Source organism: Kurthia sp. ISK08, from assembly GCF_046159805.1.
Taxonomy (GTDB): Bacteria; Bacillota; Bacilli; order Bacillales_A; family Planococcaceae; genus Kurthia; species Kurthia gibsonii.
On sequence record NZ_JBJXHL010000003.1, the window covers coordinates 265509 to 278776 of the forward strand.

At 37.7% G+C, this 13268-nt stretch carries 16 protein-coding genes; 15 read left to right on the forward strand and 1 reads right to left on the reverse strand.

Going from position 1 to position 13268, the window contains the following annotated elements; translation table 11 throughout:
* Nucleotides 1-2: 2 nt before the first annotated feature.
* The 11 genes from ACKVQX_RS07930 to ACKVQX_RS07980 all read left to right on the forward strand — a co-directional run bounded on the left by ACKVQX_RS07930 (nucleotide 3) and on the right by ACKVQX_RS07980 (nucleotide 8791).
* Entirely contained in the window at nucleotides 3-779 is a 777-nt protein-coding gene (locus ACKVQX_RS07930) for an ABC transporter ATP-binding protein (RefSeq protein ID WP_409136208.1), read from the forward strand.
* Nucleotides 776-1516: an ABC transporter permease gene (locus ACKVQX_RS07935; protein WP_068453590.1), complete on the forward strand. Its 741-nt coding sequence runs from the start codon at nucleotides 776-778 to the stop codon at nucleotides 1514-1516. Before ACKVQX_RS07930 ends, ACKVQX_RS07935 begins: the two co-directional genes overlap by 4 nt.
* Nucleotides 1516-2511 (forward strand): ABC transporter substrate-binding protein, encoded by a 996-nt coding sequence (locus ACKVQX_RS07940; RefSeq protein WP_068453588.1) that lies wholly within the window; start codon nucleotides 1516-1518, stop codon nucleotides 2509-2511. Before ACKVQX_RS07935 ends, ACKVQX_RS07940 begins: the two co-directional genes overlap by 1 nt.
* Entirely contained in the window at nucleotides 2512-3090 is a 579-nt protein-coding gene (locus ACKVQX_RS07945; RefSeq protein ID WP_068453587.1) for a thiamine phosphate synthase, read from the forward strand.
* Nucleotides 3077-4156 (forward strand): glycine oxidase ThiO, encoded by a 1080-nt coding sequence (gene thiO, locus ACKVQX_RS07950; RefSeq protein ID WP_068453585.1) that lies wholly within the window; start codon nucleotides 3077-3079, stop codon nucleotides 4154-4156. The genes ACKVQX_RS07945 and thiO overlap by 14 nt, the downstream gene beginning before the upstream one ends.
* Nucleotides 4141-4341, forward strand: a complete 201-nt coding sequence (gene thiS, locus ACKVQX_RS07955) for a sulfur carrier protein ThiS (protein ID WP_068453583.1) — start codon at nucleotides 4141-4143, stop codon at nucleotides 4339-4341. The genes thiO and thiS overlap by 16 nt, the downstream gene beginning before the upstream one ends.
* Before the next feature lies 1 nt (nucleotide 4342).
* Nucleotides 4343-5113: a thiazole synthase gene (locus ACKVQX_RS07960; RefSeq protein ID WP_068453581.1), complete on the forward strand. Its 771-nt coding sequence runs from the start codon at nucleotides 4343-4345 to the stop codon at nucleotides 5111-5113.
* Nucleotides 5106-6116: a ThiF family adenylyltransferase gene (locus ACKVQX_RS07965; RefSeq protein WP_068453579.1), complete on the forward strand. Its 1011-nt coding sequence runs from the start codon at nucleotides 5106-5108 to the stop codon at nucleotides 6114-6116. The genes ACKVQX_RS07960 and ACKVQX_RS07965 overlap by 8 nt, the downstream gene beginning before the upstream one ends.
* A gap of 44 nt (nucleotides 6117-6160) precedes the next feature.
* Nucleotides 6161-6664, forward strand: a complete 504-nt coding sequence (locus tag ACKVQX_RS07970; RefSeq protein ID WP_068453577.1) for a GNAT family N-acetyltransferase — start codon at nucleotides 6161-6163, stop codon at nucleotides 6662-6664.
* A gap of 270 nt (nucleotides 6665-6934) precedes the next feature.
* The gene (locus tag ACKVQX_RS07975; RefSeq protein WP_231726939.1) at nucleotides 6935-7852 is read left to right on the forward strand and encodes a cation diffusion facilitator family transporter; all 918 of its coding nucleotides are present in this window, start codon (nucleotides 6935-6937) and stop codon (nucleotides 7850-7852) included.
* 297 nt (nucleotides 7853-8149) lie between these two features.
* Nucleotides 8150-8791, forward strand: a complete 642-nt coding sequence (locus ACKVQX_RS07980; protein WP_068453575.1) for a TIGR02391 family protein — start codon at nucleotides 8150-8152, stop codon at nucleotides 8789-8791.
* A 318-nt stretch (nucleotides 8792-9109) separates the two neighbouring features.
* Here the strand turns inward: ACKVQX_RS07980 and ACKVQX_RS07985 are convergent, their stop codons facing one another.
* Entirely contained in the window at nucleotides 9110-10030 is a 921-nt protein-coding gene (locus tag ACKVQX_RS07985; RefSeq protein ID WP_068453574.1) for a DMT family transporter, read from the reverse strand.
* Between the two features lie 111 nt (nucleotides 10031-10141).
* Here ACKVQX_RS07985 and ACKVQX_RS07990 point away from each other — a divergent pair, with 111 nt between their 5' ends.
* From ACKVQX_RS07990 to ACKVQX_RS08005, 4 genes are all read left to right on the forward strand, one after another.
* Complete coding sequence (locus ACKVQX_RS07990) at nucleotides 10142-11023, forward strand: AraC family transcriptional regulator (RefSeq protein WP_231727000.1); 882 nt, start codon at nucleotides 10142-10144, stop codon at nucleotides 11021-11023.
* A 64-nt stretch (nucleotides 11024-11087) separates the two neighbouring features.
* A complete protein-coding gene (locus ACKVQX_RS07995; protein WP_068453570.1) occupies nucleotides 11088-12017 on the forward strand; it encodes a cation diffusion facilitator family transporter in 930 nt (309 codons plus the stop codon).
* 11 nt (nucleotides 12018-12028) lie between these two features.
* The gene (locus ACKVQX_RS08000) at nucleotides 12029-12337 is read left to right on the forward strand and encodes a metalloregulator ArsR/SmtB family transcription factor (RefSeq protein WP_087680664.1); all 309 of its coding nucleotides are present in this window, start codon (nucleotides 12029-12031) and stop codon (nucleotides 12335-12337) included.
* 92 nt (nucleotides 12338-12429) lie between these two features.
* Nucleotides 12430-13266 (forward strand): helix-turn-helix domain-containing protein, encoded by an 837-nt coding sequence (locus tag ACKVQX_RS08005; RefSeq protein ID WP_068453568.1) that lies wholly within the window; start codon nucleotides 12430-12432, stop codon nucleotides 13264-13266.
* Nucleotides 13267-13268: the final 2 nt, after the last annotated feature.

Consider the following 13268-nt stretch of genomic DNA (forward strand, 5'->3'; position numbering starts at 1 on the left):
CGATTCTTTGTCGAGATGGCTTTTTTTATAGAGGAGGAAGATCATTGGAGAGTTTAGCTTTACAAGATGTCTGTTTTCGTTACGAAGAACAACCCATTTTAGACCATGTTCATTTTTCCATTCAAGAAGGTGAATTCGTTTCGTTAATTGGTCCGAGTGGTTGCGGAAAAAGTACGATTTTCCGTCTCATTACAGGTCTATCTCAGGCACAGTCGGGACAAGTGACCGTAGCGAAACAACCTGTAGGCTATATGCCACAGCAAGATTTACTGCTCCCTTGGCGAACTGTATTACAAAATACATTATTGCCATTAGAATGTCAGCGAATACCGAAAAAGAGAGCAGAAGAACAGAGTAAGGCGTTACTCGAGGAATTTGGTCTAGGAGCTTACATGCATAAAAAACCAAAAGACTTATCGGGTGGCATGCGCCAACGTGTTGCCTTCATTCGTGCATTGAATGCTTCACAAGATGTACTGTTACTCGATGAACCATTTAGTGCACTTGATGCACTGACGAAGATGGAGTTACAAGATTGGTTATACATACAAGCGAAGAAATGGCGTAAAACCATTTTATTTATTACGCATGATGTGGATGAAGCGCTCTATTTATCAGATCGTATTCTAACTGTACAGCAGACACCAATTCATACGCTACACGAAACGATTGTCCCAATGGAACATAAAAGACAGCGTTCAGATTTAGCAAGTAAGGAGGTGCAAGACGTGAAGCAACAACTGATTTACATGTTGCAACAAGGACGTCAGCAATTATGAGAAAAAATGCACCTGCGATTTACGTGAGTGTGGGACTGCTACTCATTTGGGAAGTATTTGCGCGCTGGCTAAATGAGATGTACATCTTACCGTCTCCAACAGCCATCTTACAAAAGATGTGGGATTTTAGAGAAGCTCTATTTACCGTCCATTTACCTGCAACACTACAAGTACTTTGGATTGGTTTACTAATTTCAATTATTTTAGGCATTGGCCTCGCGATTATGATGCACCTCAGTCATTGGTCGGAGCGCGCATTCTATCCGCTACTCGTCGCGTCACAGACGATTCCCATTACAGCACTCGCGCCCATTTTTGTTTTATGGTTCGGTTACACGATTTGGAGTAAAGTGCTTGTGACTGTCCTCATTGCGTTTTTCCCGATTGCGATGAGTATGTTTGATGGACTGCGTAGTACAAAGCGTGAACTAGAAGAACTCATGCGAACGTACGGGGCGACAAAATGGCAAATTTTTTGGAAGCTACAACTTCCGTCAGCGCTACCACAGCTATTCTCTGCTTTTAAAATCGCTGTACCGCTCAGTATTATCGGCGCAGCTGTTGGGGAGTGGCTCGGAGCACAGGCAGGTCTCGGTTACTTCAGTAAACGAATGATGACACAGTTAGACGGAGCAGGTGTATTTGCGCCTATCGTTCTATTATCTACGATGGCGATCATTGCTGTCTTCATCATTCGAATCATTGAAAAAAAATATATCGTTTGGAGGAAAGATTAATGCGTTTGATGAAATTTTTTGTACTATGTAGTTTGTTAGTTGTCGTATTAGCAGGTTGTTCAAGTAAAGCAAAAGATGGTAAAGAATTAAAAGAAGTGACAGTTATGCTCGATTGGTATCCGAATGCGATTCATAGCTTTCTCTATGTAGCGATGGAAAAAGGTTATTTTAAAGAAAAAGGACTTGATGTCAAACTACAATATCCATCGAATCCAACAGACCCACTGACTTTAACAGCTGCTGGAAAATCAACCATTGGTATTTACTATCAGCAAGATGTCATTATGGCACGTGCGAATGAAGGAGTTCCAATTCAGTCGATTGGTACGATTGTCCAATCACCACTTAGTCAATTGATGTCACTAAAAGAATCGAATATTCAACGACCACGCGATTTAGAAGGAAAAACAGTTGGTTATGGCGGTACACCATTAAGTGAAGCGACAATTAAAGCGATGGTAAAAGAAGATGGGGGCGACCCGAATCAAGTGAAGTTAGTCGACGTAGGCTTTGAATTAGTATCCGCACTCATTACGAAAAAAGTGGATGTTTTAGCAGGTGGTCTAATTAACCATGAGCTACCTGTCATGGAGGAAAAGGGCTATCCGATTTCAACAATGGACCCATCGGAATTCGGTGTACCAAAGAGTCATGAAATTGTCTTCGTAGCAAGTGACCGTACGATTGCGAAAGACGAAGCAACATTAAAAGCATTTTTAGAAGCAGCGAAACAAGGGTTTGATTATACGAAGAAGAATCCAGATGAATCGCTTGCTATTCTATTAGATCATCAAGAGAAAGACCAATTCCCACTGACGAAAAGTATCGAGGAAAAAAGCTTGAAGATTGTAACAGATAAGATGGAGACGAAGGAAGAGCCGTTCTTATCGGATAATCCAGCCAGCTGGGAAAAGCAAAATGAGTGGCTCGTTCAACAAAAAATTGCCGATAAAATGGTGCCAACAGACGAGCTATATAAAGAACTGGTGAAGTAGATGAAGATTCATGTTCTTTCAGATGGCAAGCAGACGAATGAACAGTTTGTAAAACGTGTTATGCATGCAGAAACCGAAATAGACGCACTACATTTTCGTGAATATGAACGCACAGCAAAGGAGTTATATCAGCTTATAGATCAGTGTCTACAAGCTGGTTTTCCTCTTCATAAAATGATCGTCCATGATCGGTTAGATGTTGCCCATGCACATCAAATTCAAACCGTTCAAGTTGGTTACAGAAGTCTACCTATTCCCGTAATTCGCGTGCGCTTTTCAGAATTTTCAATTATCGAATCAGTTCATTCTATTGAAGAATTACATAAGAGTGAGGCGGATCAATGTATGTTATCACCGATTTTTCATACAAGTTGTAAAAAAGATGCGATTCCTTTAGCAGCAGATATTCTCCAAACAGCGAAGCGTCCGTATATTGCATTAGGAGGGATTACGCCCCACAACGTACATCTTGTGAAAAGTGAAAGAATAGCGATTCGCTCGGGTTTTTGGGAGGCAGAAAATGGTTGTGACATATTAAAAATCTATCGTGAAATGAGGGAGAACTATGAAGAATTATGATGTCATCATCATTGGCGGCGGTGCAATCGGCAGTTCAATCGCCTATTCGCTTTCTAAACGAAAAAAGCGAGTAGCCATCATCGAAAAACAGATGATTGGCAGTGGTGCTTCATCTGCGGCTGCTGGTTTACTCGGTGTACAAGCAGAGTGGGATGCGGAAGATCCACTCTTTCACCTAGCACAGCAAAGTCGTCGATTATTTCCAAAACTTCAAGAGGAAATTCGTACACTCTCAGGCATTGATATTGGTTATGAACAAAAAGGAATCTTGCGCATCGCTCATACAGAACAAGAACTCGCACGTATTCATGACATTATGAACTGGCAAAGTGCGTGTGGTGAAGTGTGTGAAGCGATGACGATGGCACAAGTACAGCAGATAGAACCAGCAGTGTCATCTAAATTATATGGTGGTGTATTTTGCCGAGATGATGGGCATGTACTTGCAAAGGACTTAACAAAAGGCTATGCCGCGAGTGCCGCAGCACTTGGTTGTGCCATTTACGAACATACGGAAGTGACCCAGATTATAGAACAGCAAGGAGAAGTATGTGGTGTGCAAACAACAGCAGGCATGTTGGAAACGAAACAAATCATACTAGCAACGGGCGCATCAAATCAGACGCTGCAACAACATTTTGAAATTGAAGCGATTCCTGTGAAGGGGGAAGTCGTTTGCTTGCATAGTTATGAACCGATTTTACAAGTGCCACTATTTCGAGAACGATTTTATATTGCACCAAAACGAGGCGGTCATTACGTCATTGGGGCAACGATGAAGCGAGGTGACGTAACAAAGCACGTGGAAGCAGCAAGTGTGCAACATCTATTAAATCAAGCTTTTGAACTTGTACCAGCACTTCAACAGGCGACCTTTAAAACGAGCTGGGCAGGTTTGCGTCCAGACTGTTCTTTAGAACGACCACTTATGGCACAACATGCGACAACAAAAGGATTATGGTGTGCGGTTGGACATTACAGGAATGGTATTTTACTCAGTGCCATTACAGGTGAATATATGGCAAATCAATTAGAGGAGGTGACAAATACGTGCAATTACGTGTAAACGGTCATTTTATCGATGTACCAGAGGAAGTACAGACAGTCGCAGCACTTGTCGATTTTTTAGCACTTCAATCGAAAGTCATCATCGTGGAACAAAACGGTGCCATTTTACAGGCAGATGAGCATGAACGAGCAATTCAACCAAGCGATTCATTCGAAATCGTAACATTCGTAGGAGGCGGTTAATATGTTAACTATTGGAGAAAAACAATTCACATCACGTTTATTATTAGGAACAGGGAAATTTACAGATTTTGATGTACAACAACAGGCGATTGCAGCGTCGGAAACAGAAATCCTTACATTCGCAGTTCGTCGTATGAATATTTTTGAACCGACACAACCGAATTTATTAGAAAAAATTGATGTATCAAAATATACACTATTACCGAATACAGCAGGTGCAAAAACGGCAGAAGAAGCAGTTCGCATTGCACAACTCGCAAAAGCATCGGGGCTATGTGACATGATTAAAGTCGAAGTGATTGGTTGTGACCGTAGTTTATTACCAGATCCAATTGAAACATTGAAAGCAACCGAAAAATTATTAGAACTTGGCTTTATTGTATTACCTTATACGTCAGATGACGTGGTACTCGCACGCCATTTACAAGAGCTTGGTGCACATGCCATCATGCCAGGTGCTTCACCAATCGGTTCAGGACAAGGTGTTATTAATCCGCTGAACTTACAATTCATTATGGAACAATCAACAGTGCCTGTCATTGTCGATGCAGGGATTGGCACACCAGCAGATGCAGCTTATGCAATGCAGTTAGGTGCAGACGGTGTCTTATTAAATACAGCAGTAAGTGGCGCACAAAATCCAATTCAAATGGCACGCGCAATGAAGTATGCGATTGAAGCAGGGCGCATGGGGTATGAAGCAGGAGCCATTCCGAAAAAAGAATATGGTATTGCGAGTAGTCCGCAAAAAGGAATGAGTCCGATTGGATAGTGTACGTTATTCACGTCAAATTCTGTTTGAACCGATTGGCACAACAGGGCAGCAAGCATTACGAGATGCACATATCCTTGTGATTGGTCTTGGTGCATTAGGCAGTCAAATAACAGAACAATGTGTGCGAGCAGGTGTTGGACATCTGTCGATTGTTGACCGAGATTATGTCGACTACTCTAATTTACAACGTCAAACACTCTATCATGAACAAGATGCTGAACAAGGTTTGCCAAAGGCGGTTGCCGCACATCAACATCTACGCGCCATCAATCAATCCGTTCAAATTGATGCGTACATAGAAGATGTCAGTCCTGCTTTTTTAACACAATTTAAACAAGTCGACGTCATCATCGATGCGACAGATAATTTTGATATTCGTTTTATAGTCAACGACTTCGCCTATCAGCAACAGATTCCATGGATTTACGGTGCATGTGTCGGTTCATACGGTCTTTCCTATACTTTTTTACCGAATGAGACACCCTGCTTGCATTGTTTAATGCAAAAGATTCCACTTGGCGGTGCGACGTGTGACACAGCGGGAATTATCGCACCTGCTGTATCACAAGTTGTCGTCTGGCAAATGACGGAACTATTAAAAATTCTAACAAAACAATATGATGCACTACGCGGTACACTTATTTCAACAGATTTATGGAAGAATGAAATAGCCGAAGTGCGTGTACAAAGCTTAAAAGATCCAGCTTGTCCTTGTTGCTCATCTCATGCAACACATCCCTATTTACAAGCAGACAATCAATTGAAAACAGCGATATTGTGTGGGCGTGATACGGTTCAACTGCGTATGAATCAACGAGAAAATTGGTCTTTAGCTCAGTTTGCAGAAACATTACAAGGGCAAAATTATACACAAAATGACTATCTCATTCGCATTGAGGCAAAGCCCTATAAACTCGTCGTATTTCAAGACGGACGTGTGTTTGTTCATGGCACAAAAGATGTTCTTACTGCAAAAAAATTATATTATCAATATTTTTAACCAGAATACTTTAGCTTGGGTATAATAAGTATGAGGTGAAGAACATGGTTGAATATATAAAACCAACAGTAGAAGATGCGGCAGAGATTGTTGCATTTTATAATCGTGTCGGTGGTGAAACATCATATTTAAGTTTTGAACAAGATGAATATCCATTAACAGTGGAAGAACAGAGTGAAGCGATTGAACGTGACGCACAAGATGATAGTCAGTACATGTTGCTCGTGAAAGATGAAGGACGTATTATTGCGATTGGTACGATGACTACATCCCACAAAATAAAAGCACGTCATGTAACAGAGCTTGGTATTGTCGTTGAAAAAGCACAACACAGTAAGGGAATTGGTACAATTCTTATGAAAAAGTTGATTCAATGGGCGAGAGAGCAGCCATTCATTACGAAGATTCGTTTAGATACGCGTGCAGATAATTTAAAGGCTGTAGCACTTTACATTAAGCTTGGCTTTGTTATTGAAGGTACATTGAAGAATGAAACGTATTGGAATGACCAATACTTTGATCTGTATGTGATGGGAAAAGACGTCTAGTCCAAAAGAATTATTTTTTCTGTAACAGGAAAAGATGAAAATGAAAAGAGTTTTTCCTTAGGGAAATAATAAGTAAGCTAAACGCTTTTATACGAAGTGTTTAGCTTACTTTTTTTATAAAAGCTTATTTTTTTCTTATAAGAAACTTTTTTTCTTTATTTAAAAAACACGTAATAACGGAAAAAATCTTTGCATAGACTAAGAGCGATTTTGTTTGATATGATACGAAAGCACTTTCGACATCAGATGTCATTATTTGGAGGGTTTCTTTTGGACAAACAACAATCATTATTCGCCGCTTGGGTGAGTGTCATTAGCAATATTTGTTTAACGATTTTAAAAATCATTTCAGGCGTCGTATTCAAAAGCCAAGTTCTCCTCGCTGATGGAATACATAACGCAGCAGACGTTGTTGCTTCTGCGGTATCATTAGGCTCCATGAAAATCTCGAATCAACCAGCAGATGAAGACCATCCTTATGGACATGGGAAAGCAGAAGTTGTATCTTCCGCCTTTGTGTCCATTATTTTAATGTTGGCAGCAGTTTATATTGGGTATGAATCGATTCTTGCTTTATTTGAACCAGCGACAGAAGCACATATTTTAGCCTTTGTTGCAGCCGTTATTTCGCTTTTATGGAAAGCATGGCTCTATGTCTATACGATTCGCATTGGACGAAAAGAACGTAGCAAGGGATTAATTGCGACAGCTTATGACCATTTAGCCGATGTCTATGCCTCATTAGCAGCTGTTGTCGGTATCGGCATCGCGCTTATTAATCAATACATTATCGCAATTCCCTACGCTGCATATGGTGATCCTGTTGCAGGCATCATTGTCGCATTACTGATTTTAAAATTAGCGATTGGTATGATGAAAGAATCGATTGATATTTTAATGGAAGCAAGTATTCCATTGGAGCGAAGTCATCAATATTTTGAAACAATAAAGCAAATTACGTATGTCAAACGAATTGACAGTATTCGTGCGCGTAATCACGGACATTATGTATTAGTCGATGTACGTGTGGGTATTCAAGCAGACTTAACGATTCAACAAGGACATGATGTCTGTCGTGAAATTAAAAAACAAATTATGGAGCGCGATGAAGAAGTAACAGAAGTGTTAGTCCACCTTAATCCGTGGTACGCTGAAACAGAAGTAGCACGCACACCAGCGGAATTATAATGAAAAACCAGAATCGTATTACAATGCGATTTTGGTTTTTTGTTTTATTTTATTAAGTATGTATTATTCGCTTAATTAAAATCTGCAGTGAAGATTTAATTTTAAGTGGTATAATAAGGTTTAAATGTATTTTTTTAAAGTTAAAGTGATAAAACAAAAATATTAGGTGAGCTAACAACAGGTAGTAAGATAACTTATTTATTCAAAAAGAACAAATGGAGAGATTACTACACGGAAACAGGCGATAAAACATTAAGTACTAAGTGGAAAAGAATTAACGATACAGTGATTTTTGAAATGGATAAGTCTAATTCTACTAAACCATTTATTACTTTAATTGAAGATATTATGAAACCATTTGAATTTAGAAATAAGGTTGATTTGTGGAATGACTCTTTAAAAAATATTAATGAGATAATCGTTTTTTGTGGATTAGAGTTACTCTCAAATGGAAAAGTTATTACAGTGAAACCTGTGAACACTTTAGAAGAGGCCGCTAATAGAACTAATAACTTATATGAAAAATTAAATGAATATAATGTTCATTTAGAAGTAATAAAATATTGTAAACAGGAGTTGCTGCAAGAAAATTATTTCCATGCGATATTAGAAGCAAGTAAAGGTATATTACAGCGTATTAGAGATTTAAATTTATCTAGTAAGGATGGAAATACATTAATTAACGATTCATTTAATTTGAAAAACCCTTCAATTCTTATTAAAGGCAATTTAATATCTAATGATACAGAAAAGAGTCAATATCAAGGTCTAAAATCTTTATTAAACACTATTTGTTATTTATATAGAAATCCAACTGCTCATTCACCAAAGATGTACGATGATAGAAGTGAAGGAGATGCTATTCAAGCTTTATTATTAATTTCAATGGCTCATTCCCATTTAGATAACTGTGAATGTATTAGATTTTTAGAAGTTTAAAATAATTATTTTAAGTATTATAAAAAATTATATGTATTTTTCAAGAGCAAGATACATAAGTTTACTAGTTTTTAATCTATTTGTTCTACACTATATCTTAAATATAAATAATCTAATCAATTAAACGCGTAGAAAACGACTCCTGCGGGAATAGCATGAGCTGAAAACCCCACAGGAACGGAGTGACGAGGGGTTTGAAGCCATGCCCGCGGAAAGCGTTTTTCGAAGCGGAATTTGATTGAGTTAAAGAACCTGTATGATTTTTCGAAATCATACAGGTTCTTTTCTGTTGAAAATATTTTTATTTCAGACACTTTTCTAATCATCCGAAAGTTCAGGTGTTTTTGTACCGAGTGCCAGCAGTAAAATCATGAATAGAATACAAGCTGTTCCAATCCATTGCCAAAAACCGAAATGTTCTTGTAGCCAGAAGACCGTTGTTAAAACAGCAGCAAGCGGTTCTAAGCTACTTAATAAACTCGTCTCTTTCGGTGATAAACTTTGTAAGCTCTCGATATAAAACCAAAATGCTAACATTGTACCGAAAATGATGACGAAAATAAGATAGATATAACCATCTACATCGAATTGGGATAAATCGACTGCCCATGGTGGATGGATGAAACTAAGCATGAAGCCACCGATAACCATTGCCCAACCAACAACGACGAGTGAATCGAAATGAGCGAGTAGACGAACAGCATACAATGTATAAAAAGCGAGTGCGACGCCCGATAAAATCCCCCAAATAATAGCAGGTGTTGGGACGGATAAATTCGAAATGGAACCGTTCGTTAAGAGGAAGAAGCAACCGAGCAGAGCAAGCGTTACGGTAATCACGTCTTTTTTTGTTAAGACGGATTGTCGACGTAAGACAAGATAGAGAATAATCATGACAGGCGCTAAATATTGTAATAATGTCGCAACTGCCGCATTCCCATAATTGATGGACATCATATACGTGTACTGTACAGCAAGCATACCAATGATGCCGAAAATAATGAGTTGTAATGCTGTATGTTTATGTTGCCATATTTGAAAGATTTGTTTTCGGTCTTTTAAGAAAAATTGTACAGTTAACAATAAAATACCAGCGATGAGCAATCTTGTTGTAACAAGCCAGTTGACGTCAACCGCATAGTTTTGAAATAGTTTTTGTGCAACTGTTCCTCCGACACCCCAAAAGAGAGCGCCCACTGTTACGAGGATAAGACCGATTTTTCGAGCAGGTCGTTTCATCTTTATTCTCCTTTTTTTCTATGTTCTCCATGTTATAATAAAGGATAATCTACTTAGAAAATACTGAATTTAATGAAAAAAGTATAACAAGATTGAGGTGAGACCATGCAAATTACCGATTTTCAACTCAATGCACAACTACAAGAACTAACCAAGCATCATACGGTAACATTACCTGTTGCTTGTTATGAAACAACGATTCAAGCAAATGTACATGGTTATATACCACTTCACTGGCATGAAGAATTACAATGGATTGTCGTGCTACAAGGATCTGCACAATTTCAAGTGAATGAAGAATATATGACGGTTTCAAAAGGAGAAGGACTTTTTATTAATCAAGCGCAACTACATGGTGCAAAAGATGATGCAAAAAATCCATGTATTTACCGCTGTTTGAATGTTTCGCCGCTATTTATAATGTCGAATGAATTGTATGCAGCATATGTTCAACCTTATTTGCAAGCCAATAGTTACATGAGATTAACGAAGTCAACAAGTTGGTCGAATCAAGTGTTGGCGCATTTACAAGCAATCTATACATTACTTGAAACGAAACATCCGTTATTTGAATTTGATTTAACCATTCATCTAACACAGCTTTGGAAAGAGATGATTATAGGGTTTCAACAAGGTATTGCACTTAGACAGCCTATTCAAAATGAGCGTATGAAGCAGATGCTCCAATGGATTCACACACATTATGCTGAAACGATTATTTTAGAAAATATTGCACAAGCAGGGCAGCTAAGCCGCTCGGAATGTTGTCGTTATTTCAAACGAATTTTACATACAACACCATTACAATATGTGACGGACTATAGAATTCGAAAAAGCCTTACTTATTTGCAACATTATAATGTTACAGAAGTAGCTTATGAAGTGGGATTTAATAGTACAAGCTATTATATTGAGAAGTTTAAAGAACGTATGGGACAAACCCCACTTGCTTATAAAAAGAGTATAGCGAGTAAAAATGAGATGGAAGCTTGACTTTGCTTCCATTTACTTATAATATGTATATATGATTATATGTTCATATAAAGGGGTGTTAAAAATGGAAGAACAAAATAATAATCGGAAAATACTTTGGTATTCACTCATTATTATTACAGTGTACATGATTATTGAGATGGTTGGTGGTTTTTTAACCAATAGTTTAGCATTACTATCCGACGCAGGGCATATGTTAAGTGATTCGATATCATTAGCCATAGCGCTTATCGCTTTTACACTTGCACAAAAAGCTTCGAATAACGGTAAAACATATGGCTATAAACGTTTTGAAATTTTAGCGGCTGTTGTGAATGGTGTTACACTTATGTTAGTGGCTTTATACATTTTTTATGAAGCATTCGATCGCTTTAAAAATCCGCCTGAAGTTTCAACAACAGGTATGTTAATTATCAGTACGATTGGATTACTTGTAAACATCTTAGTTGCATATATTATGATGCGCGGCGCCGATACGAAAGAGAACTTAAATATGCGTGGTGCGTATTTACATGTTATTTCAGATATGCTTGGTTCAATTGGTGCAATTGTTGCAGGTCTTTGTATTTTATTCTTTGACTGGCGAATAGCTGATCCAATCGCAAGTATTATTGTCGCAATATTAATTTTACGAAGTGGCTTTAAAGTGACGATGGATTCAGTTCATGTGTTAATGGAAGGAACACCAAAAGATATCGAGATTGACCACTTAGTAGATATTCTAAAGTCTAAAAAAGAAGTACAAGGTGTTCACGATTTACATGTATGGACAATTACATCTCGTTTAAATGCGTTAACATGTCACTTAGTAGTTCCAGATAATTTAACCGTAATTGAAAGTTCACAATTACTCGCAGATTTAGAACATCAACTAGCCCATGAGAATATTCAACATGTAACAATTCAATTAGAAGCAGCTTCACTTGCACATCAACCTGATTTATTCTGTACGATGAAAGTAGAGCTAGATCCACATGCAGGGCATAATCATTAGGAGTGATATGTATGAAACATATATGTGAACGACAATTAGATGAAGAAACATTATTCGTTGTATCGCAAACATTTAAAGCGTTGAGTGATCCAACTCGTATTCGTATTTTAAATTATTTATGTGGTACAGAACGTTCAGTGAATGATATCGCAGAAGCACTCAATCTTGGACAATCTACGGTATCACACCAACTTCGTTTTTTAAAAAATTTACGTCTCGTGAAATTTAGAAGAGAAGGTACAACAATGTATTATGCACATGACGACGAACATGTCATTGATTTACTACACCAAGCGATTGATCATGCAATGCATGAGTAAGAGGAGAAATGACGTGAAATATCCGTCGTTCCTCCTTTTCTTTCTTACTTTGAAAAAAGTAAGGTTAGACTGGATGGAAATGAGGAAAAAACATGGATAATAGGCATTATACGATTGGACAAATGGCAAAGCTAACGAATTTACCAAGCCAAACATTACGATATTACGATCAAATTGATTTATTTAAGCCGATTTATACAGATCCAGCCACAAATTACCGCTACTATGCGGAATCACAACTATATTTAATCGATTTGATTAAAAGCTTGCGATTTGTCGGTACACCTCTTGAGAAAATTAAAGAAATTCAGCATTTCTCAATTGAAGAAATGATTAATTACTTAAATAAACAAGAAGAAACATTGGCTAATAAATTAGCACAGCTACAAGAAACACAATATACACTTCGAAAAACACGTAAACAAATGGAAGAACAACTTGCGATTCCCGTTTTAAATGAAGTGTTTACAAAGCACGAAGAATCCGCTCGCCTTCTTTGTTTAACAGCACCAAATGCAACTCCCGAACATGTCTCAAATGATGAAATGCGTAAGTTAACAGAGACAATTGAAAATGAGGGAAGCGTACAGACCATTCGTTATGGTAGTTATTATCCACTCAAACGATACAAACAAATAGAAGATATTCAATACACCCAAATTTTCATTCCGATTTTGACATCAAAATTATTCCATGTGCAAAATGAGGCGATGAATATTGTGACGATGCCAGAAGGCAAATATATTGAAATGGCCTTTATTTATACGTCGGCACAATACATTCAAATGTATGAAAAACTATGGCAATATATTCAAATAAATGACTTGCACGTAGAAGAGGTCGTTTGGGAATCTATTATGCCGATGAGTTTTTCAACAAATGTAGAAGAAAAAATTTTAGTAGAGTTAAAAGTACGTTTGCTAGATTAATC

Coding starts and splice junctions, on each gene's coding strand:
- ACKVQX_RS07935 (WP_068453590.1), top strand. CDS start 776: ATGAGAAAAAATGCACCTGCGATTTACGTGAGTGTGGGACTGCTACTC.
- ACKVQX_RS07940 (WP_068453588.1), top strand. CDS start 1,516: ATGCGTTTGATGAAATTTTTTGTACTATGTAGTTTGTTAGTTGTCGTA.
- ACKVQX_RS07945 (WP_068453587.1), top strand. CDS start 2,512: ATGAAGATTCATGTTCTTTCAGATGGCAAGCAGACGAATGAACAGTTT.
- thiO (WP_068453585.1), top strand. CDS start 3,077: ATGAAGAATTATGATGTCATCATCATTGGCGGCGGTGCAATCGGCAGT.
- ACKVQX_RS07960 (WP_068453581.1), top strand. CDS start 4,343: ATGTTAACTATTGGAGAAAAACAATTCACATCACGTTTATTATTAGGA.
- ACKVQX_RS07970 (WP_068453577.1), top strand. CDS start 6,161: ATGGTTGAATATATAAAACCAACAGTAGAAGATGCGGCAGAGATTGTT.
- ACKVQX_RS07980 (WP_068453575.1), top strand. CDS start 8,150: ATGGATAAGTCTAATTCTACTAAACCATTTATTACTTTAATTGAAGAT.
- ACKVQX_RS07985 (WP_068453574.1), bottom strand. CDS start 10,030: ATGAAACGACCTGCTCGAAAAATCGGTCTTATCCTCGTAACAGTGGGC.
- ACKVQX_RS07995 (WP_068453570.1), top strand. CDS start 11,088: ATGGAAGAACAAAATAATAATCGGAAAATACTTTGGTATTCACTCATT.
- ACKVQX_RS08000 (WP_087680664.1), top strand. CDS start 12,029: ATGAAACATATATGTGAACGACAATTAGATGAAGAAACATTATTCGTT.
- ACKVQX_RS08005 (WP_068453568.1), top strand. CDS start 12,430: ATGGATAATAGGCATTATACGATTGGACAAATGGCAAAGCTAACGAAT.